At 33.7% G+C, this 24419-nt stretch carries 20 protein-coding genes; 18 read left to right on the forward strand and 2 right to left on the reverse strand.

Translation table 11 applies throughout. The features are described from left to right. The first annotated feature begins 207 nt into the window (after nt 1-207). On the forward strand, nt 208-2199 hold the full coding sequence (gene uvrB, locus ACZ0AH_RS16745; RefSeq protein ID WP_463476936.1) for an excinuclease ABC subunit UvrB: 1992 nt from the start codon (nt 208-210) through the stop codon (nt 2197-2199). On the opposite strand, the gene ACZ0AH_RS16750 is transcribed toward uvrB, so the two are convergent. After that, complete coding sequence (locus tag ACZ0AH_RS16750; RefSeq protein ID WP_463476937.1) at nt 2196-2558, reverse strand: excinuclease ABC subunit B; 363 nt, start codon at nt 2556-2558, stop codon at nt 2196-2198. The two genes, uvrB and ACZ0AH_RS16750, sit on opposite strands and share 4 nt — an antisense overlap. Nucleotides 2559-2654: 96 nt before the next feature. Here ACZ0AH_RS16750 and ACZ0AH_RS16755 point away from each other — a divergent pair, with 96 nt between their 5' ends. The 4 genes from ACZ0AH_RS16755 (at nt 2655) to ACZ0AH_RS16770 (ending at nt 6159) form a co-directional block, all read left to right on the forward strand. After that, nucleotides 2655-3461, forward strand: a complete 807-nt coding sequence (locus ACZ0AH_RS16755) for an alpha/beta hydrolase (RefSeq protein WP_463476938.1) — start codon at nt 2655-2657, stop codon at nt 3459-3461. Nucleotides 3462-3480: 19 nt separating this feature from the next. Then, entirely contained in the window at nt 3481-4491 is a 1011-nt protein-coding gene (locus tag ACZ0AH_RS16760) for a dipeptide epimerase (protein WP_463476939.1), read from the forward strand. A gap of 5 nt (nt 4492-4496) precedes the next feature. After that, nucleotides 4497-5531, forward strand: a complete 1035-nt coding sequence (locus tag ACZ0AH_RS16765; protein WP_463476940.1) for an aminotransferase class I/II-fold pyridoxal phosphate-dependent enzyme — start codon at nt 4497-4499, stop codon at nt 5529-5531. Between the two features lie 160 nt (nt 5532-5691). Further along, the gene (locus ACZ0AH_RS16770) at nt 5692-6159 is read left to right on the forward strand and encodes a DUF1456 family protein (RefSeq protein ID WP_463476941.1); all 468 of its coding nucleotides are present in this window, start codon (nt 5692-5694) and stop codon (nt 6157-6159) included. A 366-nt stretch (nt 6160-6525) separates the two neighbouring features. Here the strand turns inward: ACZ0AH_RS16770 and sucC are convergent, their stop codons facing one another. Beyond that, a complete protein-coding gene (gene sucC / locus ACZ0AH_RS16775; RefSeq protein ID WP_463476942.1) occupies nt 6526-7719 on the reverse strand; it encodes an ADP-forming succinate--CoA ligase subunit beta in 1194 nt (397 codons plus the stop codon). Between the two features lie 415 nt (nt 7720-8134). On the opposite strand from sucC, the gene gltB reads away from it, so the two are divergent. From gltB to ACZ0AH_RS16840, 13 genes are all read left to right on the forward strand, one after another. Beyond that, nucleotides 8135-12652 (forward strand): glutamate synthase large subunit, encoded by a 4518-nt coding sequence (gene gltB, locus ACZ0AH_RS16780; protein ID WP_463476943.1) that lies wholly within the window; start codon nt 8135-8137, stop codon nt 12650-12652. Nucleotides 12653-12763: 111 nt separating this feature from the next. Continuing rightward, the gene (locus ACZ0AH_RS16785) at nt 12764-14218 is read left to right on the forward strand and encodes a glutamate synthase subunit beta (RefSeq protein ID WP_463476944.1); all 1455 of its coding nucleotides are present in this window, start codon (nt 12764-12766) and stop codon (nt 14216-14218) included. A gap of 484 nt (nt 14219-14702) precedes the next feature. Beyond that, nucleotides 14703-15926, forward strand: coding sequence for a diaminopimelate decarboxylase (gene lysA, locus ACZ0AH_RS16790; protein WP_463476945.1), 1224 nt, complete (start codon nt 14703-14705; stop codon nt 15924-15926). 487 nt (nt 15927-16413) lie between these two features. Beyond that, nucleotides 16414-16872, forward strand: a complete 459-nt coding sequence (locus ACZ0AH_RS16795) for an RDD family protein (protein WP_463476946.1) — start codon at nt 16414-16416, stop codon at nt 16870-16872. 625 nt (nt 16873-17497) lie between these two features. Beyond that, nucleotides 17498-17947, forward strand: a complete 450-nt coding sequence (locus ACZ0AH_RS16800; protein WP_463476947.1) for a hypothetical protein — start codon at nt 17498-17500, stop codon at nt 17945-17947. 15 nt (nt 17948-17962) lie between these two features. Beyond that, entirely contained in the window at nt 17963-18439 is a 477-nt protein-coding gene (locus tag ACZ0AH_RS16805; protein ID WP_463476948.1) for a DinB family protein, read from the forward strand. Between the two features lie 200 nt (nt 18440-18639). After that, the gene (locus ACZ0AH_RS16810; RefSeq protein WP_463476949.1) at nt 18640-19002 is read left to right on the forward strand and encodes a hypothetical protein; all 363 of its coding nucleotides are present in this window, start codon (nt 18640-18642) and stop codon (nt 19000-19002) included. 126 nt (nt 19003-19128) lie between these two features. After that, nucleotides 19129-19518, forward strand: a complete 390-nt coding sequence (locus tag ACZ0AH_RS16815) for a VOC family protein (RefSeq protein ID WP_463476950.1) — start codon at nt 19129-19131, stop codon at nt 19516-19518. A gap of 230 nt (nt 19519-19748) precedes the next feature. Beyond that, complete coding sequence (locus ACZ0AH_RS16820) at nt 19749-20936, forward strand: hypothetical protein (protein WP_463476951.1); 1188 nt, start codon at nt 19749-19751, stop codon at nt 20934-20936. A gap of 183 nt (nt 20937-21119) precedes the next feature. Then, complete coding sequence (locus tag ACZ0AH_RS16825; protein ID WP_463476952.1) at nt 21120-21446, forward strand: ArsR/SmtB family transcription factor; 327 nt, start codon at nt 21120-21122, stop codon at nt 21444-21446. Next, on the forward strand, nt 21436-21939 hold the full coding sequence (locus ACZ0AH_RS16830) for an SRPBCC family protein (RefSeq protein WP_463476953.1): 504 nt from the start codon (nt 21436-21438) through the stop codon (nt 21937-21939). Before ACZ0AH_RS16825 ends, ACZ0AH_RS16830 begins: the two co-directional genes overlap by 11 nt. Before the next feature lie 295 nt (nt 21940-22234). Next, a complete protein-coding gene (locus ACZ0AH_RS16835) occupies nt 22235-23461 on the forward strand; it encodes a porin family protein (protein ID WP_463476954.1) in 1227 nt (408 codons plus the stop codon). A 167-nt stretch (nt 23462-23628) separates the two neighbouring features. Continuing rightward, a complete protein-coding gene (locus tag ACZ0AH_RS16840; protein ID WP_463476955.1) occupies nt 23629-24246 on the forward strand; it encodes a hypothetical protein in 618 nt (205 codons plus the stop codon). Nucleotides 24247-24419 lie beyond the last annotated feature (173 nt).

Raw genomic sequence — 24419 nt, forward strand, 5'->3', positions numbered from 1 at the left:
CCGTCAGGGACTATACAATTGTGAATATCTATTCCTGACAAAATACTCTGTTAGGAGTTTAATAATCGGTAGAAAAACAAATACAAACGAGCACAAAAATGTCCCGTTAGGGGCTAAATAAAACAAAATTTATATAGTCCTGACAACACTTTTTTATAGATTTCAAACTTCGTATCTTTACAAAACCAAATTTTTCATACGCCAAAAATGAAGTTCAAAGTTACCTCAGAATATAGTCCTAAAGGCGATCAGCCACAAGCCATACAAAAATTGGCACAAGGTATTGTCGATGGCGATAAATATCAAACTTTATTGGGAGTTACAGGTTCCGGTAAAACATTCACCGTTGCCAATGTAATTCAGGAAGTACAAAGACCTACGTTAGTTTTGGCGCATAACAAAACTTTGGCGGCGCAATTATACTCCGAATTCAAACAGTTTTTTCCTGATAATGCCGTTGAATATTTCGTTTCTTACTACGATTATTACCAGCCGGAAGCTTTTATGCCCGTTACAGGCGTTTTTATCGAAAAAGATTTATCTATCAACGAAGAGCTTGAAAAAATGCGTTTGAGCACCACTTCTTCGTTACTTTCAGGACGAAGAGACATTCTTGTTGTGGCTTCTGTTTCATGTCTGTATGGTATTGGAAATCCGGTCGAATTCAAGAAAAATGTAATAGAAATCTTCAGAGATCAGGTTATTTCGAGAACCAAATTACTGCATAGTTTAGTACAAAGTTTATATGCCAGAACGGAGGCAGATTTTAATCCGGGAACATTTAGAATTAAAGGAGATACGGTTGAAGTATACCCAAGTTATGCCGATGATGCCTTTAGAATTCACTTTTTTGGAGATGAAATCGAAGAAATAGAATCGTTTGACGCCAAGACTTCTCAAGTCATTGAAAAATTTAAAAGACTGACGATTTATCCCGCGAATATGTTTGTGACTTCTCCGGAAGTTTTGCAAGGCGCTATTTGGGAAATTCAGCAGGATTTGGTGAAACAAGTTGATTATTTTAAAGAAATAGGAAAACATCTCGAAGCAAAACGTTTAGAAGAACGAACTAATTTTGACTTAGAAATGATTCGCGAATTAGGATATTGCTCCGGAATCGAAAATTATTCCCGTTACCTTGACGGACGACAAGCCGGAACAAGACCGTTTTGCTTATTAGATTATTTTCCAGATGATTTTTTAATGGTCGTTGACGAAAGTCACGTAACTGTTTCGCAAGTTCATGCGATGTATGGCGGCGATCGCAGCCGTAAAGAAAATTTGGTCGAATATGGTTTCCGTTTACCGGCCGCAATGGACAATCGTCCTTTGAAGTTTGAGGAATTTGAGGCCTTGCAAAATCAGGTTATTTATGTATCTGCAACTCCGGCAGATTATGAATTGCAAAAATCTGACGGTATTTATGTGGAACAAATTATTCGTCCAACAGGGTTATTAGATCCGGTTATTGAGGTTAGACCAAGTTTAAACCAGATTGATGATTTAATTGAAGAAATTCAGATTCGCTGCGAATTAGACGAAAGGGTTTTAGTCACGACTTTGACTAAAAGAATGGCTGAGGAATTAGCAAAATATTTAACAAAAGTAAACATTCGCTGTCGTTACATTCACTCAGAAGTTGATACTTTAGAGCGTATTGAAATTATGCAGGATTTGCGAAAAGGTATTTTTGATGTTCTAATTGGGGTTAATTTGCTTCGTGAAGGTCTGGATTTGCCGGAAGTTTCGCTTGTTGCTATTTTAGATGCTGATAAAGAAGGTTTTTTACGTAACCACAAATCTTTAACCCAAACTATTGGTCGTGCGGCTAGAAATTTAAATGGAAAAGCAATTTTGTATGCCGATAAAATTACAGGAAGTATGCAGAAAACGATCGACGAAACGGATTATCGCAGAACCAAACAGATCAATTTTAACGTTGAAAACGGAGTTACACCTCAGGCTTTAAACAAAAAAATCGATAGCGCTTTTACTAAAAATCCTTTGGTAGAATACGAATTAGGTCATACTTTATCTATTGCCGCAGAACCGGAAACGGCTTACATGTCTAAAGCAGAATTAGAAAAAATGATTCGGGAAAAACGTAAATCAATGGAAAAAGCTGCGAAAGAACTTGACTTTTTACAAGCGGCTAAATTGCGTGATGACATCAAAAAATTACAGGAACAATTGCCTTAATTGTGCTGTTCCTGAAATACTTTTAATAAAACTTTAGGTTCAATCATAGCGTTTGGCGCTTTTTTCATCAAATCTAAAACACGTTTTACAGAACCCGGACTTAAACCCATTTCGATTGCAATTTGCTGAATTGCGATTGATTCTTTTTCGTGCAAAATACCATCGCAATGCATAATCAAAGCCAATCTGTAAAATTGTTTAATTCTTTGAAACTCAGATTTTATAATTTCTGTTATCTGTTCCTGATGAAATAAATCCTTAAAAACATCATAACCAATACTTAATTCCTGCGCTACTAACCATAAAAAATCATATTCTCTTTTGTGCAATTGCCCGTCAACGGTAGAAAAAGCAATCATTTCTAAAAGTAAACTTCTCTTTTCTGTCTCCGGTATTCATCAATTTATTATTTTTAGCTAAATTATTGTTTTTAAATCTAAAACGCAAAAGAACTCATGATTCGAGTATTCTTATTTTCTTTTTTCCTTTCGCTTGCTTTTGCTGGAAATGCACAACAGCAAAGTACGGCATCAAAAAACGTGGCGACTTTTACAATTGAAGCCCCGCAATTAAAGACTACCAAAAAAATCTGGATCTATTTACCGGAAGGTTATTCGGCTACAGCCAAAAAAAAATACAGCGTAATTTACATGCAGGATGCCCAAAATTTATTCGATGCAAAAACTTCTTATGTTGGCGAATGGAATGTAGATGAAAAACTGGATAGTCTAAAAGCGCAGGTAATTGTCGTGGGAATCGAACACGGAAACGATAAACGCATAGACGAATTAACGCCATATAAAAATGAAAAATATGGCGGCGGAAATGCGGATAATTATGTAGATTTTATTGTAAAAACATTAAAACCATACATCGATAAAAACTACAGCACCAAACCTAAAACCAAGAATACCATTATTTTGGGAAGTTCGCTTGGCGGTTTACTTTCCTATTATGCCGCTTTAAAATATCCGGACGTATTCGGGAAAGTTGGCGCTTTTTCGCCTTCATTCTGGTTTTCTAATGATATTTATACTTTAACAGAGAAAACTCCGAAAATAAAAACAAAAATTTACTTTCTCTGCGGAGATAAAGAAAGCGATGATATGGTAAAAGATGTTAACAAAATGGAACGTTTATTAGACACAAAACGTTGTTATTGCCTGCATCTTAATAAAACCAAAATTGTAAAAGACGGCGAACATAACGAAAAACTCTGGCGAGATGGTTTTGTAAAAGCAATTCTCTGGCTTGGTTATTAAATATTAAATCGAATTAATTATGGAACTAATTTTAAGAGAATACAATCTAAAACTTAAACATACTTTTACCATTTCGAGAGAATCGATTGATTTTCAGCCTTCGCTGATTGTCGAGCTTAAAAGTGATGGTTTTTCAGGTTTCGGAGAAGCAACTTCAAATCCGTATTACAAAACTACAGTTCCGGTGATGATGCAGGATTTAGAAGAAATCAGAAGTATTATTGAAAGTACAGAAAATGAAACTCCTGAAGAATTCTGGGCAAAAATACATCCTCATTTAAAAGACGATATGTTTGCTTTGTGCGCTTTAGATTTGGCTTATAATGATTTGTATGCACGCAAAAAAGGCAAGAAATTATACGAATTATGGAATTATACTATCGAAAGAAATCCGCTTACAGATTATACAATCGGGATTGCATCAATAGATAAAATGGTTTCGAAAATGCAGGAACTTCCGTGGCCAATTTATAAAATTAAACTCGGAACAAAAGAAGATATCGCCATTGTAAAAGAACTTCGAAAACATACAAATGCTATTTTTAGAATTGATGCCAATTGCGGCTGGGGCGTTGATGAAACGATAAATAATGCAATTGAATTAAAAAAATTAGGCGTAGAATTTCTGGAACAACCCATGAAAGCAGATAATTGGGAAGCGCACAAAGAAGTTTTCAAACATTCGGTTTTACCAATAATTGCCGACGAAAGCTGTATAATTGAAGAAGATGTTGCAAAATGTAATAATCATTTTCATGGCGTAAATGTAAAACTGGTTAAATGCGGCGGATTAACTGCCGGAAAACGCATGCTTGAAGAAGCTAAAAAATTAGGTTTAAAAACGATGGTTGGGTGCATGACAGAATCTACTGTTGGAATTTCGGCAATTGCGCATTTATTACCTCAACTCGATTATGTCGATATGGATGGTGCGTTGCTTTTGGCAGAAGATATTGCGACTGGCGTAACCATAAAAGACGGCGTTATTCATTATTCTGAACTTAACGGAACCGGAGTTACTTTAAAATAAAAACCATGAACGTCAATCAATTTCCGGATAGAATTATTGTGATCGACCAGGAACACTATTTGTATTTTGGCGGAACGGCCTATTTAGGATTGCCAACAAATAATGCTTTTCAGGAATTGGTTATCAAAAACATTCGGAAATGGGGAACTACTTACGGAAGTTCCAGAAGTGCAAATATTAAACTTACCGCTTTTGAAAATGGCGAAAACTTTTTAGCCAGACATATAAAAGCTGAAGCCGCTGTTACGGTTTCATCTGGAATGTTAGCAGGAAAATTGGTAATTGATGAATTAAAAAAAAGTACTGATTGCTTTTTTCATTTTCCGGATATTCATCCTGCGATTCAGGTAGACAATAGTTTACCTGTATTTATAAATGATAAATTAAATCCCAGATTACTGGATTCAAAATCAGAGAAAATTACAGTTCTGACTGATGCTGTTCCTGGTTTTCAAACCGAAGCAATTGATTTATCTGTTTTAAGAAAAATTCCAGCTCATAAAGAAGTTACTTTAGTTGTTGATGAATCACATTCTCTTGGAATTTTAGGTCAAAATGGCTGCGGAATATATTCTGAAATTAATCTTCCTATTAAAAGAAAAATAACGGTTTCTTCTTTGGGAAAGGCTTTTGGTTTAACGGGAGGAGTTATTGCAAGTGATGCTTCTTTTATCAATCAAATGCATCATTTAAGTACTTTTATTTCTGCTGCGGGAATGAATCCTGGTTTTGTTCAAACTTTGGCTGATGCTGAAGAAATTTATAAAATTCAACATCAAAAATTGCTTGAGAATTTAGAATATATTGATACTATATTAGTTAAAAATGATGCTATAAAATTTGACAAAACATATCCTTTAATTTATTTAAAAGATGCAATTATGATTGAAGTTTTAAAAGCTAATAAAATCATTATTGCCAGTTTTAAATATCAGGAACAAGCAGAAAATTTAAACCGAATTGTAATTACCGCTAATCATATTAAAGAAGATTTAGATAAATTAATAAGTCTTATAAACGGTTATAATTTTAAATCATAATAAAAAAGTTAGCCACAAATTACACAAATTTTCACGAATTAAATTTTAAACGCAACGCAATTAGTGAAAATTCGTGAAATTCGTGGCAAAAAAACTTCCGTCAGTTCAATAAATTGTATTCAAATTAGTTTTAAAACGTACCTTTGTAAAAAATTAAACGATGACGAACAACGATATCCTAAAAAAACTGCGCGTGGCTTTGATGCTCCGTGACGACCAAATAGTTGAAATTTTAGAATTAGTCGATTTTAGAATTACAAAATCTGAATTGGGCGCTTTTTTTAGAGCCGAAGATCATGAAAATTACATGGAATGTGGTGATCAGGTTTTGCGTAATTTCTTAAACGGATTGGTAATTCATTTAAGAGGTACGAAAGAAAACCCTAAAAATCCAAATGATGTTTTAGCCAAACATAAAGCAGAAATTCCGAAGAAAGACAGCACTAAAGAAAGACCTGAATTTAAAGCAAGCGTGAAAGATGCTGAAAAAGGAAGAGGCGATAAAGCTCCTTCTAAATCAGGAGGACCGGCAGCTAAAAAACCTTTCAAGAAAAACAATACGAAAACTGCCCCTAAAGTTCAGGTTGTAGAAAAGGTTGTTTATAAAAACGGTAAGAATAAAAAATAATTTACCCAAAAGAACACAAAGATTTTATCTTGCTATTATGTTCAAAAACACAAAGTTCACAAAGCTATCTGCATAAAGCTTTGTGAACTTTGTGTTTTAAAAAAGATTCGAATTTTCAAATATAGCCCGCGGTTCCAACCGCGGGAATGCAATGTATATCGTACAATAATCTGGACGTCCCCGCGGTTGAAACCGAGGGCTATGTTCACAAAAATTCTCAAATCTTTATGCAGATAGGTTTGCGAACTTCGCGTTTATATTGAACATTACAATTAAAAACCTTGCACACTTTGCGATTAAATAGACCAAAAAAAAATCCCTCCGAATATCGAAGGGATTTTTATATATAACTTAAATCTTATTTGATTAAGATAATGCAGCTTTAACTTGGTCAGCAGCTTCTTGAAATTGAGTAGCTGATAAAATTGGCATACCTGAATTGTCAATTAATTCTTTTGCAATTTCAGCATTTGTTCCTTGCAAACGAACGATAATTGGCACATTGATAGCATCACCCATATTTTTGTAAGCGTCAACAACTCCTTGCGCCACACGGTCACAACGAACGATTCCACCAAAAATATTGATTAAAATTGCTTTTACGTTTGGATCTTTTAAGATAATACGGAAAGCAGTTTCAACACGTTTTGCATCAGCAGTTCCACCAACGTCTAAGAAGTTAGCAGGCTCAAAACCAGCGTATTTAATTAAATCCATAGTTGCCATTGCAAGACCTGCTCCGTTTACCATACATCCTACAGTACCGTCAAGATCTACATAGTTCAAACCTACTTCTTTAGCTTCAACTTCAATTGGATTCTCCTCACGGATATCTCTCATTTCAGCATATTTTGGTTGTCTGTATAAAGCATTATCATCGATATTTACTTTAGCATCAACAGCCATAATTTTGTTATCAGATGTTTTTAAAACGGGGTTGATTTCAAACATAGAAGCATCAGAACCAATGTAAGCATTGTAAAGTGCATCGATGAATTTAACCATTTCTTTAAAAGCATTTCCGGAAAGACCTAAGTTAAAGGCGATTCTTCTTGCCTGAAAACCTTGTAATCCAACATTAGGATCAACTTCTTCAGTAAAGATTAAGTGTGGCGTATGCTCAGCAACTTCTTCGATATCCATTCCACCTTCAGTAGAATACATGATCATGTTACGTCCTGTACCTCTATTCAATAAAACAGAAACATAAAATTCAGAAGTTTCGCTTTCACCAGGATAGTAAACATCTTCAGCAACTAAAATTTTGTTTACTTTTTTACCTTCTGCAGAAGTTTGAGGAGTAATCAATTGCATTCCGATGATTTGTTCTGCAATTTCTTCAACTTGTTGCAAGTTTTTAGCCAACTTAACTCCACCACCTTTTCCACGTCCACCTGCGTGAATTTGTGCTTTTATCACATGCCATCCTGTACCAGTTTCGGCAGTTAATTGTTTTGCAGCAGCCACAGCTTCAACCGCATTATTAGCCACAATTCCGCGTTGAATGCGTACTCCGTAACTCGCTAAAATTTCTTTTCCTTGATATTCGTGTATGTTCATAATATAGAATTTGTCTGGTTCTGAATTTAGTTCAGAATAAAAGTGCGACAAAAGTAGCAAAATTCAACTTAATAGTAAAATCTTTTTCAATTAAAAAACGAGTGAGATATCTCTAAAGCGTTTATTCTTTTTTAATGCAAAGAAATAGTTAAGCAAACGATTTGTTAATATTAACTGAAAGCAGCTAAAACGTTTGATATTTAACAAAAATATCACTGTATTCATTAGCCTTCCAGCGATTTTTCTTAATATATTTTAAAACAGATTATCATTTTGTCATTTCGCAATGCTTTCTATAAAATTATTATCATTTAAGAAGCGTTTTTCTAATATTACAACAAAAATGTAAGCCAAATTATAATTTCACTACATTATATTTAACGAAATCTTTATTTTTGTAGAAAAAATATCAAGAATGAAAGTTAAAGAACAAGGGCTTTATTTGCCTGAATTTGAACACGACAATTGTGGTGCAGGATTTATTTGTAATTTGAATGGTATTAAATCAAACGATATTATTCACAAAGCATTGGATATCTTAATAAAATTGGAACATCGTGGTGCCGTTAGTTCTGATGGACGAACTGGAGACGGGGCTGGAATTTTATTCGATATCCCACATGATTTTTTTAAAAAAGTATGTGATTTTGAAATCCCTGAAACACGTGAGTATGCAGTAGGAATGGTTTTTTTACCAAAAAGCAAAAACCAGGTTTCTTTTTGTATCAACGCTTTCGAATCAACTATTAAGGATCAAAATTTAAAGATTCTTGGTTGGAGAGATGTACCTGTTGAAGTTGAAAATTTAGGACAGATTGCCGCAGAAAAAGAACCAACAGTTAAACAGGTTTTTGTTAGCAAAAACGGTCAGGATTTAACTGAACAAGAATTTAATGCAAAACTTTTTGCAGCTAGAAAAATTGCTGAACATGCCGTAAGAGGATCAAAAACCTCTGAAAGCCATATGTTTTATTTCTCTAGTTTATCGACAACTACCATAATATATAAAGGTCTATTGATGCCGGAAGACATCAGCCGTTATTATGTTGACTTAAAAGATCCAGATTTAGTGACTCGTTTGGCGTTAGTGCACCAACGTTTCTCTACCAATACTTTTCCTTCATGGGAGTTAGCTCAACCGTTTAGATACATGTGTCATAATGGTGAGATAAACACACTTCGTGGAAACGTTAGCCGTATGCGTGCTCGTGAAGAGCTTATGCAAAGCAAAGTTTTTGGCGATGATATCAAAAAATTATTCCCAATTATCTTAGAAGGAAAATCAGATTCTGCTTCTATGGATATGGTGGTTGAACTTTTATTAATGACCGGTCGTTCATTGCCTGAAGCGATGATGATGGTTGTTCCTGAAGCTTGGGAAAAACACCAGACTATGTCTCCTGAGAAAAAAGCTTTCTACGAGTTTAATGCTTGTATCATGGAACCTTGGGATGGTCCGGCTTCTATTCCGTTTACAGATGGAAACGTAATTGGTGCCTTGCTAGATCGTAACGGTTTGCGTCCTTCTCGTTATACTTTAACTAAAAGCGGATTCGTAATCATGTCATCAGAAATTGGTGTATTGGATATCGATCCTGAAGATGTAATTCAGCACGGACGTTTAGAGCCAGGAAAAATGTTTTTGGTTGATATGAACGAAGGTCGTATTATTGAAGATGAAGAAGTTAAAAAAGCAATTGTTACCAAACGTCCTTACAAAGAATGGATCGATGCTAACTTATTGCCTTTGGCTAAAATACCATATACCAATAATCCAACTCCGGTTGAGAAACTTGATTTCCTGACAAGACAAAAATTATTTGGTTATACTATTGAAGATTTAAAAACCATCATTAACCCAATGGGAGGTCAGGGAGCTGAAGCAATCAGTTCTATGGGTAACGACACGCCATTGGCTGTTTTATCAGACCAGCCTCAATTGTTGTACAACTATTTTAAACAATTATTTGCTCAGGTTACCAATCCGCCTTTGGATGGTATTCGTGAAGAAATCATTACTGATATCAGTTTAGCAATTGGTGGAGATTTCAATATTTTTGAAATTGAATCGAAACAATGTAAAAAATTAAAAATCCAGAATCCGGTTATTTCTAATGAGGATTTGGATAAAATAAGAAACATTGATCACGCAGATTTCAAATCGGCTACCATTTCTACTTTATATAAAATAGAAAAAGGAGTTAACGGTTTAGAGCGTGCACTTGAAAAATGTGTTCAGGCAACTTACAAAGCGGTTTCTGAAGGATGTAATATTATTATCCTTTCAGACAGAGGCGTAAGTGAAGAATTAGCTCCAATTCCAATGTTATTGGCTTGTTCTTACATTCACCACTCTTTGAACATCTTGCAAGTTCGTTCTAAATTCGGAATCATAATCGAATCTGCAGAGCCTCGCGAACCGCATCATTTTGCTTTATTGTTTGGATATGGCGCAAGTGCGATTAATCCATACATGGTAAACGAAATCATTTACGATCAGGTTGCGCAAGGATTTATTACTGGTGTAAAAGCGGATTATGCAGTGGTAAATTACAACAAAGCGATCGCAAAAGGAATCGTTAAAATCATGAACAAAATTGGTATCTCTACTTTACATTCATACAGAGCTGCCCAGATTTTCGAGATTTTAGGTTTAAACAAAACATTTACTTCTAAATATTTCCCTTACACACCTTCAAGAATCGAAGGAATTGGTTTGATGGAAGTTGAAAAAGAGGTTAAAAAACGTTTCCAAAAAGCATTTCCAAACTCAAAAATTGCAAACTTGCTTTCTCTTGAAATTGGAGGTATTTACAGATGGAGACGTGGTGGAGAAAAACACATGTTTAACCCAACTACTATTGCTAAATTACAACAGGCCGTTCGTTTAAACAGTCCAGAAAGTTATAAAGAATACTCTAATATGGTGAATGAGCAAAGCTCTAACTTAATGACGATTAGAGGAATGTTTGAATTCAACAATTTAGATCCAATTTCTATTGATGAAGTAGAACCATGGACCGAAATTGTAAAGAAATTCAAAACCGGTGCAATGTCATACGGATCTATCAGTAGAGAAGCGCACGAGAATTTAGCAATTGCCATGAACAGAATTGGCGGAAAAAGTAACTCTGGAGAAGGTGGAGAAGATCCAAAACGTTTCCAGAAAGAAATTAACGGAGATTCAAGAAATAGTGCAATCAAACAAGTTGCTTCGGGACGTTTTGGTGTTTCGATCAACTATTTGACAAATGCTAAAGAAATTCAGATTAAAATGGCTCAAGGGGCTAAACCTGGTGAAGGTGGTCAGCTTCCTGGAGAAAAAGTAGTGCCTTGGATTGCCGAAACCAGAAATTCTACGCCTTATGTAGGTTTGATTTCGCCTCCGCCGCACCATGATATTTATTCTATTGAGGATTTATCGCAATTGATTTATGATTTGAAAAATGCAAATCGTGAAGCGCGTGTTAACGTAAAATTAGTTTCTGAAGTGGGTGTTGGAACAATTGCAGCCGGTGTTGCCAAAGCAAAAGCTGACGTTATCCTTATTTCTGGTTATGATGGAGGAACTGGTGCTGCACCGTTAACATCCTTACAACACACCGGAATTCCGTGGGAACTTGGTTTAGCCGAAGCACAGCAAACTTTGATCTTAAATGATTTAAGAAGCCGTGTGGTTCTGGAATGTGACGGACAATTAAAAACGGGTCGTGACGTAGCCATCGCTGCATTATTAGGAGCTGAAGAATTTGGTTTTGCAACTGCACCGCTTGTAGCTTCAGGTTGTATTATGATGAGAGCTTGTCACTTAAATACTTGTCCAGTTGGTATTGCCACTCAGGATCCTGAATTGAGAAAAAACTTCAAAGGAACTCCGGAGCATGTAATCAACTTCATGTATTTTATTGCTGAAGAATTGAGAGAAATCATGGCACAATTAGGTTTCAGAACTTTAAAAGAAATGGTAGGTCAGTCACAAAAATTAAATGTGAACAAAGCGATCAAACATTACAAAGCCAATGGTTTAGATTTATCATCTATTTTATACAAACCGGAAAAAGCAAAAACGGTTCCAAATCACAATACAACTACGCAAGATCACCAACTTGAAAATGTATTGGATTTTGATATCATTAAAGAAGCGATTCCGTCTATTTATAGAAAAGAAAAAACAAGAGTTACCTTTAAAATTAAAAATACAGACCGTTCTGTAGGTGCTATTTTGAGTAATGAAATCTCAAAAATATATGGCGCACAAGGTTTACCTGAAGACACTATTTTAGTTGATTTTGAAGGTTCTGCCGGACAAAGTTTTGGTGCTTTTGCAACAAACGGATTGTCGTTTAAAATTCACGGAAACTGTAATGATTATTTAGGAAAAGGTCTTTCCGGAGGAAAATTGATTATCAAAGTCCCTCCTACTGCAACCTTCAAACCTGAAGAAAACATCATTATTGGCAACGTTGCCCTTTACGGAGCTATTACCGGAGAGGCTTATATTAATGGAATGGCCGGTGAGCGTTTTTGTGTGAGAAATTCCGGGGCAACAGCTGTTGTTGAAGGAATTGGAGATCACGGATGCGAATACATGACCGGTGGTACTGTAGTTGTTTTAGGAAAAACAGGAAGAAACTTCGCGGCTGGTATGAGTGGTGGTGTGGCTTATGTTTATGATCCGAAACAACAATTCGATGCTACATTATGCAACATGGAAATGGTTGCTTTTGATCCTATCGAAGAAGAAGATGTGACTAAATTAAGAAAACTAATCAAAAATCACTCTTTGTATACTAACAGTCCATTAGCAAAAAGAATTTTAGCAGACTGGGAAAATGAACAGAAACATTTCGTAAAAGTAATGCCAACTGATTACAAAAAAGCATTACAACGAATTGCAGAAGAGAAAAAAATAGAAGAATTAATAGCTGGATAAATGATTTTAGAATTCAGATTTTAGATTTTAGATTTTAATTCACTTTGTGAAAAAATTGGAATTTGGAATTTAAAAATTTGGAATTTATCACTTTATTTTAATTAAAATGTCATGGGTAAAATAGGCGGATTTAAAGAATATAACAGAGCCGACGAAAGTAATCTTGCAGTTGCAGAACGTGTTTCGAACTACAACGAATTTACTATTCCGTTATCTGAAGAAAAGAAAAAAGAACAAGGATCAAGATGTATGGATTGTGGTATTCCTTTTTGCCACAGCGCTTGTCCGTTAGGAAATTTAATTCCTGACTTTAACGACATGGTACATCAGGAAGAATGGCAGGGTGCTTTGGAGATTTTACAATCTACAAATAACTTCCCGGAATTTACAGGCCGCTTATGCCCTGCTCCATGTGAGAAATCATGTGTATTAGGGATCATAAAAGAACCTGTTGCAATCGAAAATATCGAGAAAAACATCATCGAAAGAGGTTTTGATGAAGGCTGGATTAAACCACAACCGCCAAAAACAAGAACAGGAAAAACGGTTGCCGTTATTGGTTCAGGTCCTGCAGGTTTGGCGGCAGCTCAACAATTAAACAGAGCCGGTCACACGGTTACTGTTTTTGAAAGAGACAATGCAATTGGAGGTTTATTACGTTACGGAATTCCGAATTTCAAATTAGAAAAAGGGATTATCGACAGACGTGTATTAATTCTTGAAGCAGAAGGAATCACTTTTAAAACCAATGTAAATGTTGGTGTAAACTTTAGCGTTGAAGAATTAAATTCTTTCGATTCTATCGTACTATGTGGTGGAGCAACAGAAAGAAGAAGTTTACCAACTAAAGGAATCGAAAGCAAAGGCGTTGTTCAGGCAATGGATTTCCTGACACAACAAACGAAAGTTTTATACGGAGAATCAATTCCGGATCAGGTTAAAGCTACCGGAAAAGATGTAATCGTAATTGGTGGTGGAGACACTGGATCTGACTGCGTTGGAACATCAAATCGTCACGGTGCAAAATCAGTAACAAATTTTGAGATTTTACCAAAACCTCCAGTTGGAAGAAGTGAGTCTACGCCTTGGCCTTTTTGGCCGTTGCAGTTAAAAACTTCGTCTTCTCACGAGGAAGGCTGCGACAGAAACTGGTTAATCAATACTAAAGAATTTTTATCTAATGATAAAGGAGAATTAGTTGGATTAAAAACAGTTGAGGTTCAATGGAAAATGACTCCTGGCCAAAGACCTGAATTAATCGAAAAGGAAGGTTCTGAGAAAATCTGGCCTTGCGATTTGGCTTTATTGGCTTTAGGATTTACAGGTCCGGAGAAAACGTTGAGCGAGCAATTAGGTCTTGAAGTTGATATGAGAAGCAACTATAAAGCAAAAAATTATCAAACGAATGTTCCGCATATTTTCACCGCTGGTGATATGCGAAGAGGACAATCGTTAATTGTATGGGCTATTTCAGAAGGTCGCGAAGCAGCAAGAGAGGTAGATTTATTCTTAATGGGATATACCAACTTGCCAACCAAAGGAAACGGAGACTTACCGAGTTTGTAGTTTTTGAGTCACTAAGACATTAAGTTGCTGAGGATCTAAGTTTCTTATTTCCTTCATCTTAAAAACTTAAAATATCAAAAATTATCAGTAGTCTTTAAATCCTTATAACACACAACTAACAGAAGCCCCTGAATTAATTCAGGGGCTTTTTTTATGCCACTGATTTCGGATTTAAAATGATTTTTGTTTGCCCCTAATTTCACTAATTTTCACTAATTACTTCTATTTAGCAAAGTTACGCACAATTTAAATTAGTGAAAATTAGTGCAATTAGTGGCTAAAAAATCTGCGCTAATCCTTTAATCTGTGACAAAAACTTAGTACCTTAGAATCTTAGTAACTCAGCATCTTAAAAAGTTTTATAAAAATCCTAAATAAGCAACTTTTTGTTTAAAATTAAACAATTTGTTACAATTTGTTATTTTTCTACAAAAAATTTGTCGTTCCTCAAAAGTGTAATAACTTTGCTCAAAATAGTTTAAAAATGCAAGCAAAAGATTTACTGCAGTTAGCAGACCAATTTGGAAGTCCATTATATGTTTATGATGCCGAAAAAATCCAATCTCAGTACAATAGATTAACTAAAGCTTTCTCTAAGGTAGAAAACTTGAGAGTTAATTACGCCATGAAGGCATTGTCTAACGTTGCGATTCTTCAGTTATTAAAGAACATGGGGTCTGGTTTAGATACTGTATCAATTCAAGAAGTTTTATTGGGACTTCATGCTGGCTATGATCCTGACAAAATCTTTTTTACACCAAACGGAGTTTCTCTGGAAGAAATCGAAGAAGTTGCCGCAATGGGTGTTCAAATCAATATTGATAACTTATCTATTCTGGAGCAATTCGGGACAAAATATCCACAAATTCCGGTATGTATTCGTATCAATCCGCACGTAATGGCGGGTGGAAATGCAAATATTTCTGTTGGACATATCGATAGTAAATTCGGAATTTCGGTACATCAAATACCGCATATTTTGCGAATTGTAGAGAATACAAAAATGAGTATTGTGGGAATTCACATGCACACAGGATCTGACATTTTGGATATCGAAGTATTCTTGTATGCTGCTGAAATCTTGTTTGATACGGCAAAACACTTCAAAGATTTAGAGTTTTTAGACTTCGGAAGCGGATTTAAAGTTCCGTACAAAAAAGACGATATCGAAACAGATATTGAAGAATTAGGTAAAAAATTATCAAAAAGATTCAATTCTTTCTGTACAGAATATGGCAGAGATTTAACGTTGATTTTCGAACCAGGAAAATTTTTGGTGAGCGAAGCAGGTTTCTTCTTAGCAAAAGTTAATGTTGTAAAACAAACAACTTCAACGGTTTTTGCCGGAGTTGATAGTGGTTTCAACCACTTAATTCGTCCGATGTTTTACGGTTCACAGCATTATATCGAAAACATCTCAAACCCTAAAGGAAAAGAGCGTTTTTACTCGGTTGTAGGTTACATTTGCGAAACTGATACATTTGCCAACAATCGCAGAATTTCGGAAATTACAGAAGGTGATATTCTTGCTTTCAGAAACGCCGGAGCATATTGTTTCTCTATGTCTTCAAACTACAATTCAAGATACAAACCAGCCGAAGTTTTATGGAAAGACGGTAAAGGAATCTTAATCCGTCAACACGAAACTTTCGAAGATTTGCTTAAAAATCAAATTCCGTTGCCACAAGAAGTTGCTGCAACAGTTTAAAATAAAAAAAAAGAGAATATCTATTGTAGAAATCCCGTTTCATTTTGAAATGGGATTTTTTTTTGTTTTAGATTTCTAACGTTTGTCAGGCTGAGCGAAGTCGAAGCCCCGTAAAGCAAATCGTCAATATAGAACGCGGATGACGCAGATTCGCTTCGCAAAAACACTGATTAAAACGGATTTTTTTCATGGTCTTACAACTGAATCGGCTTGACGCAATAAACCCGACAGATTTTTGAAACCTGTCGGGTTTACTAACTTCAACAAGTGGAATTTGGAATTTAAAAATTGATATTTTATATTTTGGGCGTCTCCCGCCGAAAAAGGCGGGCCGGGCTTTCGGCTATATCTTTTGCTCCGTTTCACTTCACAAAAGGATACCGCCTCTATTACTGACGCAAGATCGTTTTGACAAGGAAATAAATACTATATAAGATTAAAGTTTTAATAAATTATTATAATATGTTTGTATAAATCTAATTAGCAAATGAAACAGGAACAAATTGCAACAAAGCCAAATCTTAGAAAAAGAATATTTGCAGGACTGATAGATTATACATTAATGTTTGGAATGCTCTATATTATGTTTGTCTATTTTGGAGAAAAAAATTCAACAGGATATGAATTACATGGATTTCCTGCATTAGCAACTTCAATAATCTGGTGCGTTTATATGATTGGATTTGAATTAAGATTTGGAGGAACTCTTGGCAATCTTATGTTTGATTTACAGGTAATTTCTATACGAGAGAATAGTACAAGTTTAACTTTTGGACAATCTTTTAAAAGACATTTGTTAGATATGTTAGATATTTGGTTTTTTGGACTAGTAGGAATATTATTAATTAAAAACACAAAATACAACCAAAGACTTGGAGATTTTTGGGCAAAGACAATTGTTATTGATTCAAAAGATAGTAATCAGTTTTTTAAGCGTTTTGTGTAAAAATAAAAGTCTATTATGTCAATTTAGAAACTAATATTATTGGATATTAAAAAATTATACTGCAGATTCTTTTATCTTAATACAAGAGGGAGAAATTCATTGAAAATAACTTTGCCCCTTTCAAGTCTTGAGGCATTTATTGTATTAGCAATTTGGGCAATTTTTAAGAAATCTTTATTTCTTCATTTTCAAATTAGCTTCCCTCTTATCTTTCTATTTTTTCTTCTAATTAGCTTATTAATTAATCATTTTAACTATAAATTATATCAAAGACAAAACAATATTTTTACTGCAGAATGGAAAAGTGAAACCAGAAGAAATAAAATTAGATACCGAATTTGTAATATCGTATTTGTGATTCTTGTTTTCTCGATTTGCATTTATATTTTAGATTATTTAGATAACAGATTTAAATAAGATGAACATCAAAACCTTAATCCCAAAAGAGAAATCACTAAAGATAAAATTGTTTTGAATGAAATCGAAAGAATTGCAAAAGATCCAACTAAAGACGAAATCGACGAAGAAGTTTCTGAAATTGCTAAACAGATAATTAATAAAAATCTTGTTTAATTCTTTTCAAATAAAAAAACTATTTTAGCTTGGTAAACTAAACCCAAAAACCATGAAAATTACGATTGCCCTGTCGATATTATTTCTGCTACTTACTACAACTTTATTCAGTCAGACGATTGCTGATTTAAAACTAAAACCCAAAGAAATTCCCAAATCTTATAACTTAAGCGACGGTCACAATTGTGTTTCTCCTGAGGCTTGTACTTTTTATAACGATATTGCAACGTACAGCAACATTGTTGGAACCGTGAAAAGTAAAGAAATTCAAAGCTTCAAAAGTAAAACAGATAGCGGCTCTATCATGTATTTTGAATTTGAAAACAGATTCAAAGGCGATCGTTTTCTGCAAGGATTACTTTGGCGAAAAGACGGTCAGCCAACTGATGAACATCCGGAAGAATATCTTGCAAAAGGAAAATTTCTAATTATCTGGAGTTTCCATCCGGACAGCGCTATTAAAGAAAAATCAGAAACCAAAATAGATGCAATTTTGCAGTAAACAACAATATCAAAAATGAACAGACAAGGCGCAGTTGGAGCATTGCTTGACATATATGAACAAGCAATTTTAGATCTTAAGAATGTTATTAAAGATATTCCTGACAATGCTTTAACGAAAATCATAGACGAAAAAACAACTAGCGAAGATTGTAAATCAATACAAACAATTCTGTCTCACGTTGTCAGTTCCTGTTATAGTTATGCTACGAGTATCCATAACCTGACAGGACATAATCTTAAGCGACCTGAAAAAGTTTTCCGTTTTACCATTGCCGAATATTTGAACGACTTAACGAATGTATTTATATATACCGAAAGTGTTTTTAAAGAAATTAAAGACGATGAATTAGAACAATGCGATAATTCATTAAAAATAAAAACAGGCTGGGGACAATCGTACGACATCGAACAAATTACAGAACATGCTATTGTACATATTCTTAGACACAAGCGACAAATTGAGAAACTAAAACACAGCAAATTGAATTAAATTATATTTAAATTATAAAGCCAATAGTATCTAAGAAATGAATTCAAGTATAAATAAACAGGTTAACCCGAAATTGAATATAAAATAACAACACGAACATAAAATATATAGCGTAAAATGTATAGATTATTTTATGGCGGAAAAACCTAATCAAAGCTTCATTTTTAATTCGTAATTTCGGCAAATTAAAAAAACATATAATGAAACCACAACTTCGAATCTTAATCTATTCTCTATTATTTTTTACTTATAGTTTTTCAACTTCACTTTTACTTGCATTAGGCGAAAAATTACAAGACCATAAATTTATTACATTGGGCTGCGGTTTTTTGCTCATTAATATTGCTTATTCTTTTTTCATGCTTAAATGGACACCTTTATTAAATATAATTTGTTCTATTGTAATCGCAGTTTTAGCGTTATTCCTGGCTTTGAGATTTGGAGATTTACATTTATTTTCAAAATATGATACTTATGGCATTAAAACAGCATTAATGGCCAATGCGGTTTTTTCGGTTATATTTTGGGAAATTGTTTATCAGATAAAAATCAGGAAAGAATAAAATATACCGCCTGTTAGACGCAATCCTGTGCGTCTCCGTTTGCATCATTTTTAAATTAAAATTCTTAAATTTATTATACGATTATTTCATGATCGGAATTAGGTTTTAATTTTAAAAATGAATTTTATGAAAACGAATAAAATATGGGCCAATTTAGGCGTCGAAGATCTTGCGCGAACAACTAAATTCTATAGCGAATTGGGGTTTAAACCAAACGGCACAAATACAGAACTCACAAGTTTTATTTTTGGAGATGATAACTTTATCATTCATTTTTTTATAAAAGAAAGATTTAAATGGGCTGTCAATGATGAGGTTGCCGACTTAAAACAAGGAAATGAAATTATTTTTTCCCTTTCGGCCGAAAGTGTAGATGAAGTACATCAATGGTTATTAGCAGTTAAAAATGCAGGCGGAAGAATTTTTGCTGAACCGCAAAGTTTTGAAAAAGGCTATTTCTTTGGATTTTCGGATCCGGATGGTCATAAATTTAATGTTTTGTACTGGCCAAAATAAATAGATTTTGATTAAATAACCAGAGACGCACTACTGTGCGCCTCTACATTCTTATGAATAATAAACTTCTTATCTAGCCCCGATATCCTCGCAATGAAATGGAGAGATAAAGGCGAAAGCGGGACAAGTCGTCTTATGAAAACGCATGAATCTGCTGCTTATAATAATTTTAAAAAAGGCATAGTTGTTGAAAGTTAAAAAAGATATATTTACACTTCAAAAGAGATACTATGCGAAAAATTACTTTACTGATTTCTATATTATTTTTAGCACTTTCGTCATGTGGCGTAAAAACTACTCAGTCGCTCATAAGTGATGGCAATTATGATGGGGCGATAGACCGCGCGATCGATGCTTTGAGAACCAAAAAAGACTCAAAAGGAAAACAAGATTATGTGATTTTGCTGGAAGAAGCTTTTGCAAAAGCCAAAGAAAGGGATTTACGCGATCTTGATTTGCTGGTAAAAGAGGCGAATCCTGCTAATTCTGAACGTATTTATAATACGTATATGCAATTGAATAACCGTCAGGAAAAAATAAGACCCTTGTTGCCTTTGCCGTTATTGAAACAGGGAAAAAATGCTTCTTTTGCATTTGAAACGTATTCGGATCAGATTGTGAGCAGCAAAAATGCACTTTCAAAATATTTATATGAAAAGGCTTCCGGGCTTTTAAAATCGAATAATAAACTTGATTTCAGAAAAGCGTATGATGATCTTGCGTATTTAGAAAGCATCAATCCGAATTATAAAAGCACTAAAAAACTGATGGATGATGCACAGTTTAAAGGGACGGATTTTGTTGATGTTTATGCCAAAAACGAAACTAATCTCGTAATTCCGAAAATGCTTCAGGATGATTTGTTAGATTTTAAAACCTACGGATTAAACGATAAATGGACGGTTTATCATAGCGCAAGACAAAAAAATGTTGTTTATGATTATAGCTTAATTATCAATTTTATTCAAATTAATATTTCGCCTGAGCAAATTAAAGAGAAAGAATTTGTAAAGGAAAGACAGATTAAAGATGGTGTAAAAACGCTTTTGGACAGTCGCGGAAGACCTGTAAAAGATAGTTTGGGCAAAGAAATAAAAGTGGATAATTACAGAATGCTTCGTGCAAATATTTACGAATTTCGACAATTTAAATCGTGTCAGGTTACGGCAAAAGTTGATTATGTTGACATTAGAACAAATGCATTATTACAGACGTTTCCGGTAACGAGCGAATATATTTTTGAGAATATTTATTCAACTTATAAAGGAGATCGAAATGCTTGTGAGGATAATTATGTGAATTATTTTAGTAAACGAGCTGTTCCTTTTCCGAATAATGAACAAATGGTTTTTGATACCGGAGAAGATTTAAAAGCGAAGCTTAAAGATATTATTGTTAAAAATAAATACAGGGGATAAAAATAAAATCAACCCGAATTGCTATAAGGACGTACAGAATTGTACGTCTTTTTTTTATCATATAATTCAAGATCTTTCGCTTTTCTGTAAATAATCTGAAAAAAATCATTAAAAACTTTTTTTGAAACCAAAAGGTTGCTTATATTTGCAACTGATTAGTTGCGTATTTAAATAAAATAAAAAATGAAACGAGATATTTTTCAGGCAATTGCTGACCCAACACGTCGGGCAATTTTAGTATTAGTTGCAACAAATGCATTAACGCCAAATGCTATTGCTGAGCAATTTAATACCACACGACAAGCCGTTTCTAAACACATCAAAATTCTCAACGAATGTGAATTATTAGATGAGAAAAAAGTTGGCAGGGAAATCTATTACCAACTTAGAATTGACAAAATGAAAGAAGTTGACAAATGGCTGGAACAGTTTAAGGAAATTTGGGAAAACCGTTTTAGCCAGCTGGATCAAGTATTAATGAATCTAAAATCTAAAGAAAATGAAATCTAATCTATTGATGAATTTTACCGTGAACAAGGAAAATAGCACGGTAAACGTAAAACGCGAATTTAATGCGCCAATTTCTAATGTTTGGTCTGCGTGGACAGAACCTGAAATCCTGGATCAGTGGTGGGCGCCATCGCCGTGGAAAGCCAAAACAAAAAGTATGAATTTTAAAGAAGGCGGACGCAGACTTTATGCCATGATTGGTCCGCAAGGCGAAGAACATTGGGCTATTGCCGATTTTACGTCTATAACGCCAAAAACTAATTTTAAATATTTGGATGCTTTTAGCGACAGCGAAGGAAACCTGAACAAAGATTTTCCGCGTTCTGACTGGAATGTGAATTTTTCTGAACAAGGAAACTCAACTATTGTCGACATTGCTATTAAACATGAAAACCTTTCGGATTTGGAAAAAATTATCGAAATGGGTTTCAAAGAAGGTTTCACAATTGCAATGGAAGGTTTGGACAAAATTTTTGCTTCTGGAGAGAAATAAATTTCTCAAAATATATAATCTCAAAAAAATGTGCGATGTCTCTGACTTTGCACATTTTTTTTGACTAAAAATGCAATATATAAGGGTTTTTACGGCTTTCCGTACTGCAAAAGAATTTCTAAATATTACATTTGGCCACTGAAAAAACGAACAACCAAAATCTATATTATAATGCCAATTATTCTACATTTCAAACGCTATTTCTTATTCTAATCCGGAAATAGAAGTATTCGTTTTCATTTCTCTTTTAAATACAAATAATCCAATAAACACTAATCAACCCCAATTAATCTCAATGAGAAAACAAATTTTATTTATTGCCTTAACTTTAATTTTAAGCATTCATTCTTATTCGCAAATCGTTTTTGAAAACGGATATGTTATTACCGATAACAACCAAAAAACAAACTGCTTAATCGAAAACGTGGATTGGAAAAATACTCCAAACAACTTTAGATACAGATTATCTGATAACCAGCCCATTATTGATGCAGATGTGAAAACCGTAAAAGAATTTGGACTAACCGGACAAAATAAGTTTATTAGAGCGGTTGTAAAAATAGACCGATCTACTAAAAATTTACAGAACATGTCTAAGGATAAAAATCCGGTTTTTAATCAGGAAAAAATATTTTTACAAGTTCTTCTGGAAGGAAAAGCTTCATTATATTTATTTGATGACGGAACTGTAAGACGTTTCTTTTATAGCGTTGATGGTTCTGAAATCAAACAATTGGTCTACAAATCTTATATGGCAGATGACGATCATATTGCCAAAAACAATTATTATAGAGAGCAGCTTTATCTTGATTTAAAATGTGATATCATTCAACAAGATGAATATGAAAAGTTAGGTTATGCAAAAAATGAATTAGTACGATTCTTTACAAAATACAACAAATGCAATAATTCTGAAGTTGTTGATTTTGAAGTAAAAGAGAAAAAAGATTTATTCAACTTAACCATTAGACCAAGATATAACAGCAGTTCTATGTCTTTAGACAATTCTCTTTTTAAAGGTCTTAGTTTTGATTATGGCAATAAATCCAGTTTTAGCGTAGGAATCGAGGCTGAATTTATTTTACCTTTTAATAAAGACAGATGGTCTGTAATAATTGAACCAACTTACAATTACTACAAATCAGAACAAACGATACAAAGTTCGCAGGTTGTTGGCGGAACTCTTACTGGAAAAGTAGATTACACATCTATTGAATTACCTATTGGTGTCAGACGTTACTTTTTCGTTAATGACGCCGTTAAAATTTTCGCAAACGCTTCTCTTGTAGTTGATTTTAGTACTAACTCATCTGTAAGCGTTACCAGAAGTGATGGTTCATCATTAAATGAATTAGATATTAAATCAGGTACAAATTTTGGTTTCGGATTAGGTTGTAAATTTATGGATAAATTTAGCGCCGAAATAAGATACCAAACCACAAGAGGACTTTTGGCAGAAAATCCAAACTGGGGATCTTCTTATCAAACTACTGCTTTAATAGTTGGATATTCGTTTTTCTAGAAATAATAATTTTGATGCTTTGCATTATTATCAAATCCCATTTCAATTGAAATGGGATTTTTTTGTTTCATTCGATACTAACAAATGTTTAATTAGAATTTTAAATTTGTATTTTCGATTATAAAAAAAGTTTAACTTACAAACTTTATTATTGCTTAAACTAACCTATGAAATCAAATATTTTTCTATCTATTACTGCTGTCTTACTATTAATTGGATGTAAAAACAAAGCCAACCAAATTTCAACCGTTGATTATGAAAAAGTTTTAGTTGAGCGAGAAAATAAAGCTGCTGCGACACCAATTAATATTACAGGGAAATTACAAAAAACAATATTGTTTGAAATTAAAGCTGATCCAAAAGATTTTGAAAATGGAATCCAACCTTGGGTAAGTATTGAAAATAAAAAAATGGATTTATCAAATTTGATAAAAAAAGATGAAATTGTTGTTTCTGAAAATACAATAACAATTATTATAGACTACCCATTATTGCATAAATACCAATTTGATTTAAAATCAGAAAATGGGTTTACCAGAGAAATACTTCTCAAAGAAATTAGTAGTCATTACTATAAAATTTATGCCGAAGAAGAAAAATCAGCAACCATAAAAACAGTTCCAATGGAAAAAAGAACTATGTACAACAGAAATGAAACTAACGGAAAATACGGTATTTGGGGACATGATATTGCTGATTTAGTTCTAACAGAAATTCAGGTCTATAAAGTTGAAAATGGAAAGACAATTCTAACATTAGGAATTGATTCTAAAAAACAGCTTTAATCCATGCATGGAAAGTCAATAAATAACAAACTATCAAACCCAAATTACTAAGTATGAAAAAACTAACTTTAATTATAACCTTATTTTAATTGGATCAACTTATACTTTGCAAAAAACACCAAGGAAGATTTAGTAAAAATGTCTGATCCCGTATTAATGAAAGCATTAGATAT

It is taken from the genome of Flavobacterium sp. AC105, assembly GCF_979258495.1.